Genomic DNA, 21,564 nt, shown 5'->3' with positions numbered 1-21,564 from the left:
CCCGCTGTTCCCAAATGCACAATATCTGACCAGCAACGCACACGCCGCATACTGGTAAGACGCAAGTTAAGCACCTACCTGATGGGTACACCGCAACAGGAGTTTTCAATGCTGGACACCGCTTCCCACCCGATCACGGCCCGCTGGCCTGCCCAGTCGCCGGACAAAATCCAACTGTACTCCTACCCCACGCCAAACGGGGTCAAGGCCTCGATCATGCTGGAAGAAACCGGCCTGCCCTACGAGGCACATCTGGTGACCCTTGCGGATTCGGACGTCAAAAGCCCGGAGTTCCTGTCGCTGAATCCAAACAACAAAATCCCCGCACTGATTGATCCCAATGGTCCGGACGGCAAACCGCTGAGCCTGTTCGAAAGCGGAGCCATTCTTCTGTATCTGGCGGAAAAAAGCGGCAAGTTTCTTGGTGAAACCGCGGGCGACAAACATCGCGTCACACAATGGCTGATGTTCCAGATGGGAGGCTTGGGCCCGATGTTCGGGCAATTGGGGTATTTCCACAAATTCGCCGGAAAAGAGATCGAAGATCCCCGCCCTCGTGAGCGGTATATCAACGAAGCTAAACGCCTGCTGAATGTCGTGAACACGCAGCTTGATGGTCAGGACTGGATCGCCGGCACTTATTCGATTGCAGATATGGCCATCGTCCCATGGCTGCGCGGGCTGGACTATTACGGTGTGAAAGAGATCCTTGGCTGGGATGACTTCTCGAACCTGCAGCCTTATATGGACCGGTTCCTTGATCGTCCCGCCGTGCAGCGGGGGCTGTCCATTCCGGACGCCAACTGAAGCAGGGCGAGGCCAGACCTCGCCCGTTTCATCTTAGCCGGGCAATTGCCCGGTCAGAACATATCGGAGCACGTCAACGACCTGTTTGGGGTGCTCTGCTACAGCCAATGCCGCCGCGTCCACCTCTTTCAGCGCGTGCTGGTGGTCAGGTCCGTGCAACACGATCAGTGACTTGCCCAACGCAGCCGCATAGCCTGCGTCAAAGGCGGCGTTCCACTGTTTGTATTTATCGCCAAAACGTACGACGACCACATCGGCGTCCGCGATACCCTTGCGGGTCCGGATTGCGTTAACCATCGCACCCTTGTGGTCATGCCAGTACTTGTCTGGCTCTGCTCCAAGTGTGGCGACACCGCAATCATCGCTGGCGGCATGATCCGTGACCGGGCTGTTGAATGCGATATCCAAACCTTGCGCTCCATCGATGATCTGTTCTCGCCAGTCGGTATGGATTTCTCCGGACAAATACACATTCAGGCCCATGGCATCCTCTCAATTTACTCTATCGCCTACTTAAGGCGCGAAACGCCAAAGCCCAACGAAAAACGCGCCCGAAGGCGCGTTCAACTCATCCTGTTCCAGCGTGTTTATCCGCGTAGAACACCACCCGTCGCTTTTGAGACTTTGGCGATAATCTTTTCGGCCACCGCTTCGATGTCCTTTTCCTTCAGCGTCGTATCCGTAGGTTGCAGACGCACAGTTATGGCCAAAGACTTTTTGCCTTCGCCAAGGCTGCCACCAATGAACTCATCAAAGACGCGGACATCTTCGATCAACGCTTTATCGGCACCAGCAGCGGCGTTGACCAGCGTCAGAGCCTCGACACCCTCATCAACAACAAAGGCGAAATCACGTTCAACCGCTTGAAGATCGCGCAGCTCAAGCGCGGCGCGGGTTGCACCGGATTTTCGGGGCACAGGAACCTCGTCAGGCCAGATCGTGAACGCCATCGCAGGACCTTTGATATCCATCGCCTGCAAAATGCGCGGGTGAAGTTCACCAAAGACGCCCAGCACCTTCTTGGGTCCCAGACAAATCTTGCCGTGGCGACCGGGATGCCACCAGGCATCCCCATCGCGCAGGATCTGCACTTTGGCAGGTGCACCAATGGCCGCCAGCACCGCCTCGGCATCCGCCTTGGCATCAAACACATCCGCGGAACGGGACGCACCGTGCACGTCCTTGTCACCATCCCGGCCAACCAGCACGCCGGAAATCTGCGTTTTCTGGTCTCCGGGTTCGCCTCCATGGAAAACAGGACCAACCTCGAACAACGCCACGTCTGCATAACCACGCGCCTGATTGCGCGCAGCCGCCTGCAACAGCCCCGGCAACAGGTCGGGTCGCATATGGCTCATTTCGGACGAGATCGGGTTTTCCAGCCGTGTTGCATCATCGCCGCCGCCAAACAACGCAGCCGACGCCTGATCAATGAACGTGTAAGACACGCATTCATTGTAGCCCAGCGCAGCGCAGGTGCGACGCGCCATCGATTGCCGTCGCTGTGTCGGCGTCATGACCGGTTTCGGAATGCCATCGACCACGCGCGGTAGCGGTTTACCCTGCAACTTGGTCAACGAGGCAATCCGCGCAACTTCTTCAACCAGATCAGCTTCGCCCATGACGTCAGGACGCCAACTGGGAACATGTGCCATCTCACCTTCCAGGCGGAACCCAAGACGGGTCAGAGTCTGACGCTGATCAGATTCCGGAATATCCATACCGACCAGCGACTGCACTCGCGCTGCATCCAGCTTATAGGCACGTGCGTGGTTCGGCGCTTTGCCCGCTTCGACGACCGACGACACCTCGCCACCGCAGATATCAAGGATCATCTGTGTCGCCTGCTCCAACCCTTCACGGGTGAAATCCGGATCAACGCCACGCTCGAACCGGTAGCGCGCGTCCGAATTGATCTTGAGCGCACGACCCGTCAGGGCGATCTGCACGTGATCCCAAAACGCGCTTTCAAGGAACACATTGACCGTTTCTTCGGTGCAGCCCGTTTCCTCACCGCCCATGATGCCAGCGATCGATTCCGGGCCTTTGTCGTCCGAAATCACCATCATGCCGGGCTGCAGGGTGTATTCCTTTTCATCCAGCGCAATCAGCTTCTCACCGCCTTTCGCGCGATGAACACGCAGGTTGCCCTGCACCTTGTCCGCGTCGAACACGTGTAGCGGGCGGTTCTGATCAAAGGTCATATAGTTGGTGATGTCGACCAAAGCCGAGATCGGGCGCAGCCCAATCGCCTTTAACTGATCCTGCAGCCATTGCGGGCTGGGGCCGTTCTTGACCCCCCGGATCACGCGCCCGGTGAAATGAGGGGCACCATCCAGCGTATCTTCATCAATGGTCACCTTGATCGGGCATTCGAAATCGCCGGGCACCGGAGCATAGACGTGCTGTTTCAGCGTCCCGACGCCGCGCGCGGCCAGATCACGCGCAATACCCGCAACGCCCAGTGCGTCGGGGCGGTTCGGTGTAATCGCGATCTCGATCATCGGATCAACCTTCGAGGGGTCATTCTCGGCCAGCCAGTCGACAAACCGGTCACCGACCTCACCCGAGGGCAGCTCGATAATGCCGTCATGTTCGTCCGAAAGCTCCAGCTCACGCTCGGATGCCATCATGCCAAAGCTTTCGACGCCGCGGATTTTGCCGACGTTGATCGTGATATCCAAACCGGGGATGTACATGCCCGGCTTGCACACGACGACGGTAATCCCCTCGCGTGCGTTGGGTGCGCCACAGATGATCTGCAGATCGCCCTCGTCAGTCGCCACTGTACAGACCCGCAGCTTGTCGGCATCGGGGTGTTTTTCGGCGTGCTTAACGTGGCCCAGCGTAAAACCCGCAAGCCGATCCGCCGGGTTGACGATCTCTTCGACCTCAAGCCCAAGGTCGGTCAGCGCCTCGGCGATTTCATCAACCGAAGCGTCGGTGTCGAGGTGGTCTTTCAGCCAGGAAAGAGTGAATTTCATCGGTCGTCATCCGCCAGTCATCTTGGGTCAGACCGCATGTAGCGGATATTGCACACAGGGGAAAGAGGCCGTTCGCCTTAGTCTTCGGCAACCGTGTTCGAAACGCTGTCAGACCCGGCAAATACCGCCAGAATGCGCGCTATCCCCTCGCCTGTATTCACACCCGCATGGGTCGAGCGGAATGCCTCTACAAACGCGTCCCCGGTTTTGTAAACCCGCTGCCCCGCCGCGCCGTAATCCACGGTAATCTCACCCTCAAGCACATAGGCTGCCAACGGTGCATCATGCCGGTGGCTGCCTGTATCCTGACCCGGCTGCATTGTGACGATCGCCATCGTGATCTCGGCTTGCCCGGCGGGGTATTCCAGTGGCTCACCAATCACGGATGTGTCCGTCTGAACAAGCAGCTCGACCGGCGGATACGTGTCTTTGGCAAAGGCGGGGGCAGCAACAAGCAATGCGCCGAGCAGCAGGGGTTTCACGGATAGGCTCCTGTTTTGTGATTAATCAAACAGGAGAGCCAACAACCGGATATGTCAACGCCTAGGGGTAGGTCGGAGTGCGCCCCAGCAACTCATCCAATTGCCTTCCAATCCAGCCATGCGGTATAAAATGCCCACCGGGATGCGTGTCCAATGTGACATGCCCCCGCGCACAATCGGTCCATTCCACACGGCTGAGGGTCAAGATCGGCACAACGTTCCAATCCCCGCGCGGCGTGGCGTCGTGGCAGTCATAGACCCCGCGCCACAGCGCCACCGGATAGGTCGTGTCGCCGTTGGCACCGTAAGGGAAATCCATCACCGTATCGCTGAGCCCATGCACATGACGCGCCTCACGCGGGGCTTCGGGGCAATCCTCGGTCTGGCGGATACTGCCGGCAACAGCCAGCAAAGCGGCAATGTCATTACCCGACTGGCACACATAGCGCCACGCCATCGCACCACCAAAGGAATAGCCCGAGACGTAGATGCGTTCAGGATCAACCGGATAGCGTTTGGCCACGTCCTCCAGAACGGCATCCGCAAAGGGCACATCACGCGTGTTCGCACGCCAGAAATCCCAGCTTTTGCCCAAACCGTTCGGGGCCACCAGCAACACCCCCCGCAGCTTGGTCGCCCCGGCGATGCGCTGATGGTTGACCACCACAGTGCCTTGCCGCGCCCAGCCGTGAAAATGCAAAAGCACTGGCAAAGGCGTTTCCCCGTCCCATCCCTCAGGTTCGAGCACATGGTATGAGCGGTCCCCGACCTCGCATGCTGTATCGCCATGACAGTCGGATTTCCACGGTCCCATAGCGAATGCCGGGGTTGCGGTCAGTAAGAGGAAAAGCAGTCGATAAATCATAGGCCGGAGCCTAGCCACCTGTCGCCAACTGTCACGTCACAACCCTGTGGGAAACTGTAACACGCGCAGATTTCGGCCCTCCAGACAGAGTGCAAGCCGTGCTATCGCCAGACCGCCCGGGCGGGCTGGCGATAGCGCGGCGGCCTATCGGCCTTTGCTCCGCGCTTTGCCACGTCTTCGCTGCCCCCAAAAAAATCGACAAATAACAAATAGAAGTCAAATGCTTAAGCCGCTGCAGCTTTCAACGTGACCGCCTAATTGGCAAACTTTTGATCATCCATTTGCCGAAGCGTCTAGGAAAACGAAAGCTTTGGTGATCTGCCAGTTCTAATCGCATAATGTCGATTAGTTCGTGCCTAGATTTTCGGTATTCCGCATCTGCAAGTCTTGTTCGTTGCGCGATTTCGATATCAGTCGCTGTCTCTCTAGGAAAAGAAATTTTCCAAGCTCGGAACTTTTCGTCATGGCTACTAACCGCGTCATAGATGCGGTCTGACGAAATCAAAACCAGTTCGTCTCTAGTCGAGTAGATTTCTATCTCTGTTTTGGATATTCCAAAAAACTCATCAAGTTCTTCCTTGGAATATTCTACGCCTTTGTACGGCTGTGACAAGAAGTGCGCGTTCGTTAGCGTCAGGTATCTGGCAAACAACTCTCTTTGCTTATCCTGGAGCACAGCCTCTCGTTCAACAAGTTTTTGCCAACGGTACACGACCGTTGCTACCAAAATTGTTACTAAGCCGAGAAAAAACTGCCCAAGGCTCACCGCGACAAACCACCATGCAGGTTCGGCATGTCCAGCGCTGCGAACCCATAGTGGCGAAGCCAGCGAAGATCTGAATCAAAGAACGCCCGCAGATCAGGAATGCCGTATTTCAGCATCGCCAGACGGTCGATGCCGATCCCGAACGCGAAACCCTGATAGACCTCAGGATCAATCCCACCGGCGGCGATCACCTTGGGGTGGACCATGCCGGAGCCCAGAATCTCCATCCAGTCGTCGCCCTCGCCGATCTTCAGCTGACCGTTATCCCAGGAACAGCGGATATCGACCTCGGCCGAGGGCTCGGTGAAGGGGAAGTGCGAGGCGCGGAAGCGTAGCTCGACATCGTCGACCTCAAAGAACGCCTTCACGAACTCTTCCAGAACCCATTTCAGGTTCGCCATCGAGATGTCCTTGTCGATCGCCAGCCCCTCGACCTGATGGAACATCGGCGTGTGGGTCTGGTCATAGTCGGCGCGATACACGCCGCCCGGGCAGATCACGCGGATCGGTGCGCCCTGTTTCTCCATCGAGCGGATCTGTACCGGTGACGTATGGGTGCGCAGCACATGCGGCGGGCGGTCGTCACCTTCGGCGCGGTGCATGTAGAACGTATCCATCTCGGCCCGTGCGGGGTGGTGGCCGGGGATGTTCAGGGCGTCAAAGTTATACCAGTCGTCCTCGATCCGAGGCCCTTCGGCCACCGAAAAGCCCAGTTCGGCAAAGATCGCGGTCAGTTCCTCGGTCGCCTGGCTGATCGGGTGGATCGAACCCTGACGGCGCGGGCGGGTCGGCAGGGTGACGTCCAGCCATTCGGTGCGCAGACGCTCATCCAGTGCGGCATCCGCCAACGCGGCCTTTTTCGCGGCCAGCGCCGAGTTGATCTCATCCTTCAGGGCGTTCAGTGCAGGGCCTGCGACCTGGCGTTCCTCGGGGGTCATCTTGCCCAGCTCGCGCATCTTCAACGCGACCTCGCCTTTTTTGCCCACAGCGGCGACGCGGATCGCTTCAAGCGTGTTTTCGTCGCCCGCTTCGGCGATTTGACCCAGATATTTTGCCTTAAGATCGTCCATGACGCTTTCCGAAACTGACCCTTGAGTGGTGTTCACGACCTGCTATCACAGCCGCCCGCGAAAGCAAGAGGGCGCTGCGTGCAATCAATCCACGTGAAGCACTGATGCGTCGCTGACGCTTTGGACGGGCCGCGCCGTCGTACCATAGCCCTTCGGCGATTTGCGCAGTTCAGGAAAAAGCGCAAACAGTTCCTCGGCCGCGGCGGTGTCGATTCCGTCAACCCCCTCCTGCCCGGGAAAAAAGCTTTCCGAAATCAAACCGGACGTCGAGACAAGCTGATGCTGGTCAAAAAACAGATGAACATACCGCACGCGGGCCTTCGGAGCCGATAGGATAGTGGATCCGTTAATCAGGCTTTTGGCGGCGACTAACACTTCGTCTTCCCCAAACAAAAGCTGCGCCTGCCATCCTGAAATCAGCACGCGATGTTGCGGCGAGACGCAGATATCTATCTTGGCACCCAACACTCCGGACCGGATCAGAACAGGGGCAAAACGCCCGACACCCCGAACGGTGCGCCCGCCGACCCAGCAAACGGGGCGGGCACCGTGATCAACGGTGTCCACCAGATCGCCCGGCTTGATCCGCTCAACCGGGCGGGGGCCGTCTGGCGTGTCGACCAATGTGCCTGCAACAAAGCAAGGCGCGCCGCTGTCGCCCGGAGACAGATCACCATTCACCAGAACGTCTGGATTGGGCTGGTTGAACTGGATCGATGTTCTGGTCTGGCCCGGATTTGTCAGAACAGGCAGGTTTTCCGAAGTTGCCCCGGCTGCGGCACCATCCAGCGCCAGAATATCCTGAGTGCCGCCACCGATGTCATAGAAATCAATCACCTCGTTGGTCGAGGTGTTGGTCAGCGCAAAGGCTTCAAAGTTGGTTGGCCCACCGCCATCAGGATCTGTCAGCTGAATCGGGAAGTCATCCGCCGAGATGACAAAGACCTGTTCATTGTTGTCCGGGTCCGTGAAAACCTGAATTGCGGGATCGTCCAGCGAAACCTCGAACCCGACCGTTCCGTCAGCCTGATAAAAGGACACGGTAAAATCTGACGGGTCCTCGGACGCGCTGAGAGCGACTTCGAGAAACTCGGATACGCCCGATTGAGCGGCAAACGCATTCGAGTAGTGGAGTTCGCTTATTCGAGCCACAAGATCACCGCTGTTTACGAGTTACCATCAAAGTATCGACCAAATATCTGGCCTTTCAAGCGCAGGCTTGAAAGGCAAAATAACGGTTACATTACTGCAACGGGTAAACAGTAAGCGATCAGTAGCTGAATTCAGGGTAAATGCGGGTCAGGTCACCCTGCCAATCGCCGTTGTAGTGGTCCAAAAGCTCATCTGCCGGGACCTTACCGGTTTCAAGACTTTCCTTCAGTGCGTTCAGGAAATGCGTCTCGTCCGGCACCATTCCACCTGCACCGGGATAGGCACGGGCCTTGAGGCCGGCCTCGGCAATCGACACAACTTCGCGGGACAGGTCATGCATGTTTATGTTGCCAACTTGGGCCTGCAATCCTTCCTTTGCTGCCTCAACCCGCAGCGCTTCGCGCGTTTCCGCGTCCCATCCCTTGACCAGATCCCAAGCTGCATCCAGCGCGCCCTGATCATAGGTCAAGCCAACCCAGAAGGCAGGCAGCGCACACAGGCGTCGCCAAGGGCCGCCATCTGCGCCGCGCATCTCCATGAATTTCTTGATCCGCGCTTCGGGGAAGGCTGTGGTCAGGTGGTCAGCCCAATCGGACAAGGTTGGCGTTTCGCCCGGCAAGGCAGGCAATTCGCCCTTAAGGAAGTCGCGGAAAGACATACCCAGTGCGTTGATATACTCGCCATTGCGATAGACGAAGTACATCGGCACATCGAGCGCGTATTGCGCATAACGTTCAAACCCAAAGCCCTCTTCGAATACGAAAGGCAGCATGCCCGTGCGCGCATCGTCCAAATGCCGCCAGATATGGCTGCGCCAGCTTTTCTGGCCGTTCGGTTTGCCCTCAAAGAACGGAGAGTTCGCAAACAGCGCCGTCGCCACCGGCTGTAAGGCCAGCGCCACGCGCAGTTTCTGGACCATGTCCGCCTCGGACCCAAAGTCGATATTCACCTGGACCGTGCAGGTGCGCCGCATCATGGCGCGGCCCATGGTGCCGACCTTTTCCATATAGTCGTTCATCAACCGATACCGGCCCTTGGGCATCAACGGCATCTCGTCATGGGTCCAGATTGGGGCCGCACCCAGACCGATGAAGCCCACGCCAATCTCATCGGCGATATCCTTGACCTCACGAAGGTGTGTGTTCACCTCATCACAGGTCTCATGGATGGTTTCCAGCGGCGCACCTGACAGTTCCAGCGCGCCACCCGGTTCAAGGCTGACATTCGCGCCATCTTTCTCAAGACCGATCAGCTTGCCACCCTCGCGCAACTCGGCCCAGCCGTGGCGGTCGCGCAAACCTTCCAGCACCGAAACGATGGACCGCTTACCTTCAAACGGCAGCGGCTTCAGGGTGTCCTTGCAATAGCCGAACTTCTCATGCTCGGTCCCAATGCGCCAATCGGACTTGGGCTTGCAGCCCGATTCCAGATATTCGGCCAGTTGTTCGTGGCGTTCGATCGGCCCGCCGCCGGACTGGGGAATGGACATGAACCGTGCTCCGATCCTGATGTGTCTGTATTGGGGTCAGTCGTGGGCGCAAACGCCGCCAGTGTCAATGCAGGCGAAGATGCGAAGGGCGCATTGGATGCCGTTCCCAGATCACCACCGGATGCGCAGCGCGACCGTTCAGTTCGGCCAGCATTTGTTCGGTTTTCAGCCCCGGCAACGTCGAGAACACATCAAACAGCGCCTCTGCACCTTCTGCATTCACAGGAATGTGAAGCATGGGCTGCCCCGGTTGTTCCAAAACCCAATGCGCCGGTTCCGAGGTTGGATCCAGTGCCAACCGCTCGATTTCGCGCGTGGCGACGATCCCGCCGTCCAGCGGGCCAAGATAAGTGATCTGGCCTTCATCTATGGTCACAACACCCACGCCGCCAGCACCTGTACGGAACCGAGCGCGCTGTACCCCGATCACCGCCAGGGCGATGGCAGCGAGGATAAGAACCCAACCGATCCATCCCAAAAGTCCGCCCGGCCCCGTGATCCAGCTTAGACCGACCAGCAACACGGCTGCGGCGATCAACACCTCGCGCCAGCGCCACAAGGCGAGTTTGGCTTCGGGTCGGATGAAACTCATGCCGGGTCCTTTGGGTTTTTGAACAGGATCAGCGAGAACTGTCCTGCGGGTTCGAATCCGATTGATATATAGGCGCGTGCCGCAGAATCGGAAGCCGCGAACAGCACTGCACGGGAAACACCAAGGCTGCGCGCCTCGCTCAGATGCAGAGCAACGGCAAGCCGGGCATAGCCACGACCACGCAAGTCGGGCGGTGTGTAGACACCACCAACCTGCACGATTTCAGGTAACCGCGCGTTAAATCCCGTCATCGCTACAGGCCGATCATCCAGCAATAAAACGCGATGAGAATCCCGGGCTACATAAGCCTCACAATCTTTTGCCGCTTGAACGCAAGCCCGATTGTGGTCGAAATCCATCGCCTCAACCAGGTAATCCGCACGCCATCGTTCGATGACGTCTGGGGGCACGGTCCCCAAGGGCTCAAGCCGTGCCCCTTTGATATTCGGGACAATCATCTGTCGCAGATCCAGTGTAAACCCCGGCTCATCACTGTTGAGCGTTGCGGGGCGGTCCTCCCATTCTGCCAGTTGCATTATTCTGCGCGCCTGTGTGGCTTCGGCCGCTACTCCAAACAAGGCGCGCCCTCGGATCAGGTCGATCGCAGCGGAAAGCTCTTCATCGGCGCAATCGGGGCACTGCGGCAACAACATCCCCTCGTTGGTGATGGACCATGTGGCGCGAGGTGCCTCACCTAACATCCAAACGTCGACGGCACGCGGATCAGATCCCCGCAAGCCGTGGTCTCGCAGATTCGCCAATGGGAACATCGACGTCTGACTATGTTGAAGTAAGAAACGTTCGATCTTTGGCACATCGGCGTCACGCGCCTGTTGCCACATCACGCCCAGTCTCCCAGCGCTTGCTGCCACATGGTCAGGGCCGCCACCGCCGCAGTATCTGCCCTAAGAATGCGGGGCCCGAGGCTTACCACATGCGCATAGGGCAAGCTGGTCAGTCGCGCGCGCTCGCGGTCTGAAAACCCGCCTTCGGGGCCGATCAGTATTGCCCAAGGCTGTCCTTTTTCCTGCGCTGCCAGACGCAGGGCCGAGCCAACCTCGGCCTCGTCACAGAACATAAGCTGACGATCCGATGGCCATGCCTCCAACACACGGTCGAGCCGCTGCAGGTCAGCGACATCCGGCACGTATGTTCCGCCGCATTGTTCGGCCGCTTCGACCGCATGAGCTTGCAGCCTGTCCTGACGGATACGCTCTGAGTTGGTGAATTCGGTCTGCACCGGCATGATCCGGGCAGCGCCCATTTCAGCCGCCTTTTCAACAATGAAATCGGTGCGCGCTTTTTTGATCGGCGCAAACAGAAGCCACAGATCAGGCGGCAGCTGCAACGGCTTGCTCTGGGCGACGCACCGCAGCAAGCCCGCGCGTTTGCCGGCCTCGACCACTTCGGTCTGCCACTCTCCGTCTTTGCCGTTGAACAGGGCGACATGCCCACCGACGGCCAGCCGCATGACGCCGAACAGGTAATGGGCCTGATCACGCGTCAAAGGAACCGATTGCCCCGGACCCAAAGGGTGCTCTACATACAGTCTGATCTTTGCACTCATGAGACCTTACATATGCAAGGCAATGCTCCAACACCAGACGGTCAAGTCGCCGACGCCGTCAGCGGCAACTGGGTCGATACCTATGCGCCCGCCTTTACCCGACCTTATCTGCGCCTGAGCCGTGCAGACCGGCCGATCGGCACATGGTTATTGCTGATCCCGTGCTGGTGGGGTTTGACACTGGCGATCCTGAGTGACGGCACACCCCGCTGGGAGGATCTGTGGATTGCAGTTGGATGTGCCATCGGTGCCTTTCTGATGCGCGGCGCGGGCTGCACATGGAATGATATCAGTGATCGCGAATTCGATGCGCAGGTCGAACGCACCCGGTCACGCCCTATCCCGTCAGGTCAGGTCAGCGTGCGGCAAGCTGCTGTTTGGATGGTGCTGCAATGCCTGCTGGCATTGATGATTCTCCTGACATTCAATCAGGCCGCCATTGCCATGGGTGTTTTGTCATTGCTGCCGGTGGCCATCTACCCCTATGCCAAACGTTTCACATGGTGGCCGCAAGTCTTTCTGGGGCTGGCGTTCAACTGGGGCATTCTGCTGACATGGGCGGCCCATACCGGAACCATAGGCGTTCCAGCGATTACCCTCTATCTGGCAGGTATCGCCTGGACATTGTTCTACGACACCATCTACGCCCATCAGGACGCAGAAGACGACGAATTGATCGGCGTAAAATCCACGGCACGCTTGTTTGGGGAAGACACCGCCAAGTGGCTGAAATACTTCCTTGTGGCAACCGTCTCGCTGATGGGGCTGGCGATTATCGACGCGATGACGACGCAGACATCGATCATGGCCTTGTTCGTCGCGCTGGCGGGCCCGTGGGCCATGGGCTGGCACATGGCCTGGCAATTGCGCGGACTGGACACCGAGGACAACGCAAAACTGCTGCAATTGTTTCGCGCAAACCGGGACACCGGCCTTATTCCGCTGATCTTCCTTTGCGTCGCACTGCTGGTCTGATTGCACCCCGGCGCAGGCCTCTGTAAGAGTCCTGCTCAATCACTTCAGGAGTCGACCGCCCGCACATGCGCCTGCCCTATTTACTAGCCGTTGCCCTGATCTTTCTGGTATCTGCCGGGCTGTCCCTGCTGGCGGCAAGCTATGCGGTCACCAAGGTCGAGGATGCTTCGGAATTTGCAGTGCGCCGCGCGCTGGATCTCAAAGGTCATGATTGGGCCGAAGTCGAATCGGATGGATTGCGCGTGGTCCTGACGGGTATTGCCGCGGATGAGGCTGCGCGGTTCAACGCGCTGACCGCTGCCGGCACCGAGGTCGACACGTCCCGCGTGATCGACCAGATGCAGGTGGCTCCGACCACGCAATTGGCTCCTCCAAGGTTTTCAGCGGAAATTCTGCGCAACGATAGCGGCATCTCGGTCATCGGACTGATCCCCGCAAGCCAGGACCGAGACGATCTTGTGCAGCGTTTGCAACGTCTGGGCGGCGGGTCGGTGTCAGATCTGATGGAAACCGCCGACTACCCCAAACCTGAAGGCTGGCAAGACGCGCTGGATTACGCAATCGAGGCACTGACCAGACTGCCGCGCGCCAAGATATCTGCCAGCCCCGGCCTGGTTCGGATCACGGCAATCGCCGACAGTCAGCAGGAAAAAGAACGGCTGGAACAGGACCTGACGCGTGCTGCGCCACCCAGCCTGCGCATCGGCCTGGCAATTACGGCCCCACGCCCGGTCATCACACCCTTTACGCTGCGCTTTCTGATCGACGCCGATGGGGGGCAGTTCGACGCCTGTTCCGCACAGGATGAGAAAGGGCGCGCCGCGATTGTCGACGCCGCCCAGCAAGCCGGCATGACGGGACCCTATAGCTGTACCATCGGGCTGGGCGTGCCTTCCCCACGCTGGTCTGACGCCGCGATCCTTAGCATCGGCGCTTTGGCGGAAATCGGTCAGGGCTCTGTCACCCTGTCTGATGCAGATATCACGCTGGTTGCAGCCCAAGGAACGGATGCCACAGTTTTTGATCGGGTGATTGGGGAGCTGGAAAACGCCCTGCCCGATGTGTTTGCCCTGCATGCCGTTTTGCCTGAACCAGAAGTAGACGCACCTGCTGGCCCCATAGAATTCTCGGCCACCCGCAGCCCGGAGGGTCTGGTGCAAATGCGGGGTCGGCTGGGGGATGAAACCCTGCGCGATATGGTCGACAGTTTCGCCCGCGCCTCTTTCGGGTCCGAGCAGGTTTACACTGCAACACGCATCGCACCTGACCTGCCTGCGGATTGGTCGGTTCGCGTGCTGGCGGGTTTGGACGCCCTTTCGCAGCTGCACAATGGTGCGTTGACCGTAACACCCGACAATGTCGCGCTGAGCGGCGTAAGTCATGACGCCGAGGCGAAAGCACGGATTGCCGGACAACTCTCGGACAAATTGGGTGAGGCCCAGGAGTTCACGCTGTCGATCACCTATCAGCCACCCCCGGAACCCGAGGACAAACTGCCCGACCCAGAGCTGTGCGAGGCACAGATTGCCGAAGTGCAAGCCAGCAGCAAAATCGCGTTTGAGCCAGGTTCGGCCACTGTTGCCGCCGATTCACGCGACACCGTGAACCAGATCGCAGATATTTTGCGGGAATGCGGACCGATCCGGCTTGAGATTCAGGGACACACGGACAGTCAGGGCCGTGAAGAGATGAACCAGCAACTCAGCCAGGCGCGTGCCCAGTCGATCTTGAATGAGCTGCGTGGCCGCCGAATCCCGACGGCCAGCTATTCCGCGGTGGGCTATGGCGAGACACAGCCGATTGCCGACAACGACACCGAAGAAGGCCGTGAAGAGAACCGCCGTATCGAATTCCGCCTGATCCGGCCCGAGCCTGTTGCGAATTCGGAAACCGGGCTCGAAGCGCTTGAGGCGGACACGCAAACATCACAAGACGCGCAGCCAGACGCCGAGGAAACCGGCGCAGGGGACCAGTAAGTTGAACAGAATCGAATTCATCATCGCCACGGCCATTATCCTGTTCGGAGCCTTCTGCGTGGGCTGGTTCGCCAATTGGCTGGCCCATCGTCTGTCGCGTGTGCGCCAAAGCGACGTGGCCGATCTGGATCGCATGAGCCAGGAATTGCACGAAGCCGAAGAAACCCGGGATCAGGCCATCACCTACCTGCAACAGCGCGAAGCTGAACTGACCAATCAACTGACCCAGGCCGAGGCGGAACTGTCTGCTGCGATGGACGGTTTGCGCGCAGCCCGCCAAGAGGCCGAAGAACTGCGCGGACGCATCAACAACGCCGACTGAACTACCAACGTGTCAGGGCGTCTTCATCTTCGTCCTTGGCAGCAACCCATTCTGCACCAGAATTGGTGATTTCCTTCTTCCAGAAGGGCGCGCGGGATTTCAGGTAATCCATCAGATACTCGGCCGCCTCAAACGCATCCTTGCGATGAGGAGCGGCCGTGGCCACCATCATAATTCGATCCCCGGGCGCCAACCGCCCATGTCGATGGATCACCAATACATCGCCCAAAGACCAGCGCGTCTGCGCCTCTTGCGCGATCTTTGCCAGCGCGCGTTCGGTCATTCCGGGGTAATGCTCGATTTCCATGACATCAAGATCGCCGCTGGCCAGATCGCGTACGACGCCTGTAAACGTCACAATCGCACCGTTCGCTGCGTCATCCCCCGCAGCAAAGGCGTTTGCCTCAGCCCCTAAATCAAAGGCGTCTTCCTGAACAACGATCCGCAAATCAGCCACCGGTCATGGGTGGAAAGAACGCGACCTCGCGCACGCCAGCAAGCGAGGCGTCGAAATCCGAAAGCTCTTGATCCAACGCCACTCGCAACGCGGAAAGATCGGCAAAAGCCGCAGCATAGCGGTCTTCGCGCGCGCTAAGCTCGGCAACAAGATCCGACACCGTGGCCGCCTGCGTTTCGACCTTTTCTTTCGGCAGACCGATGCGCTCACGCACCCAGGCGAAATACAGCACGTCCATGGCTTAGCTCTCCTTCAGATGGGGCATGGCTTTACGTAGGTAGTCGAAGCCCGTGATCAATGTCAGCGTCGCGGCAATCCACAAAAGCCACAACCCAATGCGACCCGACCAGAACATGCCCTCAAGATGCCAACGCAGGTGGTTCAGATCTTCGACCTGGCCGCTCAGAACCTGATCAACGGTTGCAGGGTCCATCCCGAACGTCCCCATGACAAAGTAATGTTCGAATATACCTTGCGAGAACAGGATAGCGATTGCCACCATTTGCGCCGTGGTTTTCCACTTTGCCAGTTTGGTCACCTTGAGCGTTCCGGCCGTGTCGCCAAGATATTCGCGCAGTCCCGAGACGAAGACCTCGCGAAACAAGATCACCGTTGCGGGCAGCACCAACCAAGGCGTCCAGCTTTCCGTCGAATACCCCACAAGGATCATCAGCGCGATAACGACCATCGCCTTATCGGCAATTGGGTCCAACATGGCACCGATCTTGGTTTCCTGCTTCCAGGCACGCGCCAGATATCCATCGAACCAATCCGTAATCGCCGCGGACAGGAACAGGACCAGTGCGAACCAGTCTGCGTACGGTCGCGTGAAATACAAAAACATGACTGCCAAACCGGGAGCCGCCAAAAGGCGTAATACGGTCAGGATATTCGGCAAATTCCACTTCATAACCGAAACTCTACATCGCCGGTTCAAGACATAAAAGACGAGCCTGCGAAAAACTGACCCATTCACAGTCGGTTGCAGCACTTGGTGTCAAAGGGTCGCAATCCCTGGCAACAGGCCAGTTACGGCTTGGCCCGGGGCGGCTTTGCAGTCAGATTGGCGGTTCCCGGACTACAGATCGCACCCCATGACGACGCATATTCAAACAGATCCACGGTCAAATCTTGTCGGCAGCCTTTGGATGATCGCTGCAATGGCTTTGTTCGCGCTGGAAGACGCGTTGATCAAAAGTGCCTCGGCTGCGATTCCGATCTGGCAGGTGCTGGTCTTGTTTGGCGCAGGCGGCGCTGTGATCTACGCGGCCGTTGCTGTGGTGCGTGGAACGCGCCTGTTTCAGCCTGATGTGCTGTCGCGCCCGATGAAGGTGCGCGTGGTTTTCGAAATTCTGGGACGGTTGTTTTATGTGTTGGCCATCGCGCTGACGCCCTTGTCTTCGGCCACCGTGATTTTGCAGGCAACGCCGCTTGTGGTGGTCGCCGGAGCAGCGCTGGTGTTCGGCGAAACCGTCGGCTGGCGAAGGTGGAGCGCCATTCTGATTGGCCTGCTCGGCGTCGTGATTATCATCCAGCCGACCGGAGACAGCTTTACGGCGCTGTCGATCCTTGCCGTGTTGGGAATGCTGGGTTTTGCCGGACGGGACCTCGCCAGCCGCGCCGCGCCCGCGTCACTGGGGACCGAAGTGCTGGGTTTTTACGGTTTCTTATGCATCATCGCCGCCGGGCTGGCCTACCGTTTCTGGGAAGGCACGCCGCTGCAAACGCTGACACCACACGTAAGCCTCCACCTGAGTGGGGCAATTCTGATGGGAGTCATGGCCTATGCCTCGCTTATGAAAGCAATGCGCACGGGCGAGGTATCTGCGGTCACACCGTTTCGCTACTCACGCCTGCTGTTCGGAATTGGACTGGGCGTGGTGATGTTTGGCGAGCGTCTTGACCAGACCATGTGGATCGGGTCGGCGCTGATCGTTGCCTCGGGCCTCTATATCGTGTGGCGCGGTCGACGCGCCTAACCTTTGTCGTGGAAAAAATCGTAAACCTTCTGGGCCAACCCGGCTGAGATCCCCTCGACCGCCTTCAGGTCCGCCAAGTTCGCTCGGCTTACGGCCTTGGCACTGCCGAAATGGGTCAGCAAGGCCCGCTTACGCGCGGCGCCCACACCGGGGATTTCATCCAACGGAGTCGCCCCAACAGCCTTGGCACGCTTCGCGCGATGGGTGCCAATCGCGAACCGGTGCGCCTCGTCCCGAAGGCGCTGGATGAAATACAGCACCGGATCGTTGCGTTTCAGAGCAAAAGCGCGTTGACCCATTCGGTGAAATTCTTCTTTGCCGTGATCGCGGTCCACCCCTTTGGCGACCCCAACCATCGGGATGTCTTCAACCCCGTGCTTGACCATGATCTCATGCACCGCACTCACCTGCCCGGCACCGCCGTCGATCAGCAAAAGGTCGGGCCACATGCCTTTTTCGCGGTCTGGGTCTTCTTTTTGCAGGCGGGTAAAGCGGCGGGTCAGAACCTCTTTCATCATGCCGAAATCATCGCCGGGGGTCAGGTCATCACCGCGAATGTTGAACTTGCGATAGGCGTTTTTCATGAACCCCTCGGGGCCGGCCACAATCATCCCGCCCACCGCGTTGGTGCCTTGGATATGAGAGTTATCATAGACCTCGATCCGTTCAGGCGGTGTATCCAGATCAAATGCTTCGGCCACACCACGCAGCAGCTTGGCCTGTGTCGCGCTTTCCGACATACGCCGCGCCAGCGACTCGCGCGCGTTGCGCAAGGCCCCCGCGACCAGTTCCTGTTTCTCGCCCCGTTGCGGGACAAGGATTTCCACCTTGCGCCCGGCTTTCTCAGACAGGGCTTCCTGCATCAGATCGGCGTTCTCGATACCGTCTGACAGGATCAGCTGGCGAGGTGGTTCCTTATTGTCGTAGAACTGACCCAAGAAGGCTTCCATCACCTCAGCCGGGGATACATCCGCCCCGACCCGAGGGTAGAAATCCTTGTTCCCCCAGTTCTGATTGGCCCGGATAAAGAACACCTGCACACAGGCCTGTCCGCTGTCCATATACAGCCCGATCACATCCGCCTCGGCCACGCCACGCGGATTGATACCCTGAGAGGTCTGCACCTGCGTCAGCGCCCGGATACGGTCGCGCAGGCTGGCGGCGCGTTCGAACTCCATGGCCTCGGACGCTGCCATCATCTGTTCGGCCAGCTCTTCCTGCACCTTGGTCGAGCGCCCCGACAGGAAGCGTTCGGCATCCTTGACGCTTTCGCGGTAGTCATCCTCGGAGATCAACCCGACGCACGGCCCAGAGCACCGCTTGATTTGATACAGCAGACATGGCCGCGTGCGGCTGTCGAACATCGAGTCCGAACAATTGCGCAACAGGAACGCCTTTTGCAGCTGGTTCAGCGTTCGGTTCACCGCCCCCGCGCTGGCGAAAGGGCCGAAATAGGCACCCTTTTCCTTTTTGGCTCCGCGATGTTTCTTGATCTGTGGAAAGCCGTGATCCTTGGCGACCAGAATATTCGGAAAGCTTTTGTCGTCGCGCAGCAGCACGTTGTATTTCGGCTTGAGCTGCTTGATCAGGTTCTGTTCCAGCAGCAGCGCCTCGGTCTCGGTCCGCGTGGTCAGAAACATCATCGACGCGGTCGATGCGATCATCTTCTCGATCCGGCCCGAATGGCCGGGGCGCGTATAATTCGACACCCGCGCCTTGAGATTACGCGCCTTCCCAACGTACAGAACACGACTGTCCGCATCCAGCATTCGGTACACGCCCGGAGAGCTGTCCAGCGTTTTTACATAAACCTGAATGCAGGCATACCCGGTCGGATGTGTTTCAGTATGTGATTCTGTTGGGGTCGTCATGAGCCTGAGATATGATTCCCTGTCCATGGCTGCAATCTTGAGCGCCCCAGATCAAGAGAAAACAAATCCACGGTTTCTGTGGATAAGTATGAAGATAAGTTTCCGGGTATCCCGATTTTCCCTTAATTCCTTGTACATTCGTTGATTTGCACAAAAAATAGGCGGCATATTAAGCTATTGTTTTTAATCATTATTTTTTATTACACATGGCAAGTGCATGAAAAAAAAGACATTTTTGTAACGCGCAGGTAACGGAAATGAGAGCGGTGCAAAACTTGTAGCTGAATTACTTATTCAACACCAAGAATGTCTGGTGTTTTCCATGCCAAGTGCTGCCCGCCGTCGACACATAAAAGCTGTCCCGTCACAGCCTGAGCGTCCAGAAAATAGCCCAGCGCGGCCGTGATATCCGAGGGGTTCGCCCCACGCTCCAACACGGTGTTCACTCGCTGCGCTTTGAAATGTTCTTCGCTTTGACGATGCCCCTGCATGGTCGGACCGGGCCCGATCCCATTCACACGTATGGCCGGCGTCAGGGCTTGCGCTGCTGTGCGGGTCAAAGCCCACAGACCCATCTTGGCGATCGTGTACGACATGAACTCGGGCGTCAGTTTCCGCACGCGCATGTCGACCATATTCACGATCAGACCGGTTGCAACGGGTTCGCCCGCCTCATCCGTTTCAGGCTCTAAGCCCTGACCAGCCATCGCTTGTGTCAACACAAAGGGTGCGCGCAGGTTACTGTCCAGATGGCGGTCCCAGCTTTCACGGTTCGCCGTCTGAATGTTGTCATACTCGAATATGGACGCGTTGTTGACCAAACAGGTCACAGCGCCCCCCAGTGCCTCTGCCGCGCGGGGCAAGAGGGCCTGAACCTGTTCTTCGTCCAGCAGGTCAGCCTGCAGCGCAACCGCGTTACGGCCCATGGACATGATCTCGGCCACGACTTCGGACGCAGGTTCCTCTGACGAGGCGTAGTGAACCGCCACATCGTACCCGCGCTGCGCAAGGTACAGGGCCATAGCCCGGCCAAGACGGATTCCGGCACCGGTTACCAAGGCTCGGGTCATGTGGGTTTCCTTTTTGTCACGTCACGCCAGCAGAGAGATAACGTAGACCGCGTACAGCAGTGTCAACGCAAACCCCCAGCCGCGGGTGATATCTTTTTTGAAGAAAACAAACGGGATCAGCAACAGCGATGCACCCAGCATGACCCACAGATCAAACTGCAGGAATTCCGGGTCGACCGGAATAGGTCCGACCATCGTCGCTATCCCGACAATGGCCAGCAGGTTGAACATGTTTGACCCAATGACATTGCCCAAAGCCACGTCCGCCTGACGGCGCAAAGCCGCCATCACCGTTGTCGCAAGCTCTGGCAGAGACGTGCCAACAGCAACCAGTGTCAGGCCTATCACCGTTTCACTGACGCCATAGGTCCGCGCAATGATCGTTGCATTGTCGACCAAAAGATGCGCGCCCATCGGCAGGCCGATCAGGCCCAGAACCAGATAAACAGTTATCTTCCAGTACGGCATGTTGGGATCGGCTTCTTCCAAACCGTCCAGTTCTTCGTCATCCGCACAAGCTTCGCCGCAGGCTTTTCTGTGCGCATGGGCTTCGCGGAAGGCATTCCACAATACCAAAGCCAAGGCCGCAAGAAGGATAACCCCGCTGTACATGTTGAACACGCCGCCAAAGGCCAGCACGATAAACAGCACTGTCGCCAACAGCATGAAGACGTAATTCTTACGACTATCGCACTCACTGGTGTGTAATGTGGCCAATAGGGCCGGTACGCCCAGAACCAGCAGGATGTTGGCCGTGTTCGAGCCAACGACATTTCCCAATGCAATGCCGGGTGCGTTTTCCTGAATCGCGCTGATTGCGATCAGTAGTTCAGGGGCCGAGGTCCCGAAAGCGACGATCGTCAAGCTGACGATCAACGCCGGCACGCCCAGACGCAGGCTCAGGTTTACCGCCCCACGCACAAGCGCATCGCCTGCCAACAGCAGGATCAGCAACCCGAGGCCGGACAACAGCCATGCCGTCATTTACGGCCTCCTTTTTCGCAAGCGCACGGGCCCTTGCCGATCCTGAAACGCCCGCAACGCGAACAGCGGGAAGATTGCAGCCTCTTTTGCCCAGGAAAGCGCAGCTTGCCGAACATCGCCAAAACGCCCATGGCAATCAGGAAGAGAGAGACAATC

At 58.3% G+C, this 21,564-nt stretch carries 21 protein-coding genes and 1 pseudogene; 5 read left to right on the top strand and 17 right to left on the bottom strand.

The features are described from left to right. Positions 1-108 precede the first annotated feature (108 nt). Entirely contained in the window at positions 109-807 is a 699-nt protein-coding gene (locus tag ACR0BD_RS02340) for a glutathione S-transferase family protein (RefSeq protein ID WP_480828671.1), read from the top strand. 33 nt (positions 808-840) lie between these two features. Here the strand turns inward: ACR0BD_RS02340 and ACR0BD_RS02335 are convergent, their stop codons facing one another. The 11 genes from ACR0BD_RS02335 to ACR0BD_RS02285 all read right to left on the bottom strand — a co-directional run bounded on the left by ACR0BD_RS02335 (position 841) and on the right by ACR0BD_RS02285 (position 11,774). Then, the gene (locus ACR0BD_RS02335) at positions 841-1,290 is read right to left on the bottom strand and encodes a YtoQ family protein (RefSeq protein ID WP_480828670.1); all 450 of its coding nucleotides are present in this window, start codon (positions 1,288-1,290) and stop codon (positions 841-843) included. Positions 1,291-1,394: 104 nt separating this feature from the next. Next, positions 1,395-3,791: a phenylalanine--tRNA ligase subunit beta gene (gene pheT / locus ACR0BD_RS02330; protein WP_480828669.1), complete on the bottom strand. Its 2,397-nt coding sequence runs from the start codon at positions 3,789-3,791 to the stop codon at positions 1,395-1,397. Between the two features lie 77 nt (positions 3,792-3,868). Beyond that, entirely contained in the window at positions 3,869-4,273 is a 405-nt protein-coding gene (locus tag ACR0BD_RS02325) for a cupin domain-containing protein (protein WP_480828668.1), read from the bottom strand. 61 nt (positions 4,274-4,334) lie between these two features. Then, a complete protein-coding gene (locus tag ACR0BD_RS02320) occupies positions 4,335-5,138 on the bottom strand; it encodes a CE1 family esterase (RefSeq protein WP_480828667.1) in 804 nt (267 codons plus the stop codon). A gap of 241 nt (positions 5,139-5,379) precedes the next feature. Further along, positions 5,380-5,904 carry a hypothetical protein gene (locus ACR0BD_RS02315; RefSeq protein ID WP_480828666.1) on the bottom strand — a complete coding sequence of 175 codons (525 nt, stop codon included), beginning with the start codon at positions 5,902-5,904 and terminating at the stop codon, positions 5,380-5,382. Next, the gene (gene pheS / locus ACR0BD_RS02310) at positions 5,901-6,974 is read right to left on the bottom strand and encodes a phenylalanine--tRNA ligase subunit alpha (protein ID WP_480695403.1); all 1,074 of its coding nucleotides are present in this window, start codon (positions 6,972-6,974) and stop codon (positions 5,901-5,903) included. Before pheS ends, ACR0BD_RS02315 begins: the two co-directional genes overlap by 4 nt. A gap of 84 nt (positions 6,975-7,058) precedes the next feature. Then, complete coding sequence (locus ACR0BD_RS02305; protein WP_480828665.1) at positions 7,059-8,126, bottom strand: Hint domain-containing protein; 1,068 nt, start codon at positions 8,124-8,126, stop codon at positions 7,059-7,061. 118 nt (positions 8,127-8,244) lie between these two features. Continuing rightward, positions 8,245-9,615: a glutamate--cysteine ligase gene (locus ACR0BD_RS02300; RefSeq protein WP_480828664.1), complete on the bottom strand. Its 1,371-nt coding sequence runs from the start codon at positions 9,613-9,615 to the stop codon at positions 8,245-8,247. Between the two features lie 64 nt (positions 9,616-9,679). After that, on the bottom strand, positions 9,680-10,207 hold the full coding sequence (locus tag ACR0BD_RS02295; RefSeq protein WP_480695409.1) for a hypothetical protein: 528 nt from the start codon (positions 10,205-10,207) through the stop codon (positions 9,680-9,682). Next, a complete protein-coding gene (locus ACR0BD_RS02290; RefSeq protein WP_480828823.1) occupies positions 10,204-11,049 on the bottom strand; it encodes a GNAT family N-acetyltransferase in 846 nt (281 codons plus the stop codon). The genes ACR0BD_RS02295 and ACR0BD_RS02290 overlap by 4 nt, the downstream gene beginning before the upstream one ends. After that, a complete protein-coding gene (locus ACR0BD_RS02285; protein ID WP_480828663.1) occupies positions 11,049-11,774 on the bottom strand; it encodes a 16S rRNA (uracil(1498)-N(3))-methyltransferase in 726 nt (241 codons plus the stop codon). The genes ACR0BD_RS02290 and ACR0BD_RS02285 overlap by 1 nt, the downstream gene beginning before the upstream one ends. A gap of 12 nt (positions 11,775-11,786) precedes the next feature. Between ACR0BD_RS02285 and ubiA the strand changes: the two genes are divergently transcribed. From ubiA to ACR0BD_RS02270, 3 genes are all read left to right on the top strand, one after another. Then, entirely contained in the window at positions 11,787-12,749 is a 963-nt protein-coding gene (ubiA, locus tag ACR0BD_RS02280; protein WP_480828661.1) for a 4-hydroxybenzoate octaprenyltransferase, read from the top strand. A gap of 65 nt (positions 12,750-12,814) precedes the next feature. Beyond that, complete coding sequence (locus ACR0BD_RS02275) at positions 12,815-14,725, top strand: OmpA family protein (RefSeq protein WP_480828659.1); 1,911 nt, start codon at positions 12,815-12,817, stop codon at positions 14,723-14,725. A 1-nt stretch (position 14,726) separates the two neighbouring features. Next, complete coding sequence (locus ACR0BD_RS02270) at positions 14,727-15,047, top strand: hypothetical protein (protein ID WP_480695417.1); 321 nt, start codon at positions 14,727-14,729, stop codon at positions 15,045-15,047. Position 15,048: 1 nt separating this feature from the next. Here ACR0BD_RS02270 and ACR0BD_RS02265 read toward each other — a convergent pair whose 3' ends face one another. From ACR0BD_RS02265 to pgsA, 3 genes are read right to left on the bottom strand one after another with little or no spacing between them, the layout of a single operon-like run. Beyond that, positions 15,049-15,495, bottom strand: a complete 447-nt coding sequence (locus ACR0BD_RS02265) for a molybdenum cofactor biosynthesis protein MoaE (protein WP_480828821.1) — start codon at positions 15,493-15,495, stop codon at positions 15,049-15,051. Between the two features lies 1 nt (position 15,496). Next, positions 15,497-15,742 (bottom strand): molybdopterin converting factor subunit 1, encoded by a 246-nt coding sequence (moaD, locus tag ACR0BD_RS02260; protein ID WP_010443581.1) that lies wholly within the window; start codon positions 15,740-15,742, stop codon positions 15,497-15,499. Between the two features lie 3 nt (positions 15,743-15,745). Then, positions 15,746-16,414 (bottom strand): CDP-diacylglycerol--glycerol-3-phosphate 3-phosphatidyltransferase, encoded by a 669-nt coding sequence (pgsA, locus tag ACR0BD_RS02255; protein ID WP_480695421.1) that lies wholly within the window; start codon positions 16,412-16,414, stop codon positions 15,746-15,748. A gap of 184 nt (positions 16,415-16,598) precedes the next feature. Between pgsA and ACR0BD_RS02250 the strand changes: the two genes are divergently transcribed. Then, on the top strand, positions 16,599-17,483 hold the full coding sequence (locus ACR0BD_RS02250; protein WP_480828658.1) for a DMT family transporter: 885 nt from the start codon (positions 16,599-16,601) through the stop codon (positions 17,481-17,483). Here ACR0BD_RS02250 and uvrC read toward each other — a convergent pair. The 3 genes and pseudogenes from uvrC to ACR0BD_RS02235 form a co-directional block, all read right to left on the bottom strand. Next, the gene (gene uvrC / locus ACR0BD_RS02245; RefSeq protein WP_480828657.1) at positions 17,480-19,354 is read right to left on the bottom strand and encodes an excinuclease ABC subunit UvrC; all 1,875 of its coding nucleotides are present in this window, start codon (positions 19,352-19,354) and stop codon (positions 17,480-17,482) included. The two genes, ACR0BD_RS02250 and uvrC, sit on opposite strands and share 4 nt — an antisense overlap. A 290-nt stretch (positions 19,355-19,644) precedes the next feature. Then, positions 19,645-20,427: pseudogene (locus tag ACR0BD_RS02240) on the bottom strand (SDR family oxidoreductase); the annotation flags it as partial. 18 nt (positions 20,428-20,445) lie between these two features. Next, positions 20,446-21,408: a calcium/sodium antiporter gene (locus tag ACR0BD_RS02235; RefSeq protein WP_480828656.1), complete on the bottom strand. Its 963-nt coding sequence runs from the start codon at positions 21,406-21,408 to the stop codon at positions 20,446-20,448. Positions 21,409-21,564 lie beyond the last annotated feature (156 nt).

This window comes from Ruegeria sp. G5 (genome assembly GCF_056533365.1).
Note: the sequence above shows the minus strand (reverse complement) of the source record. Positions and strands in the feature narration are given on the sequence as shown.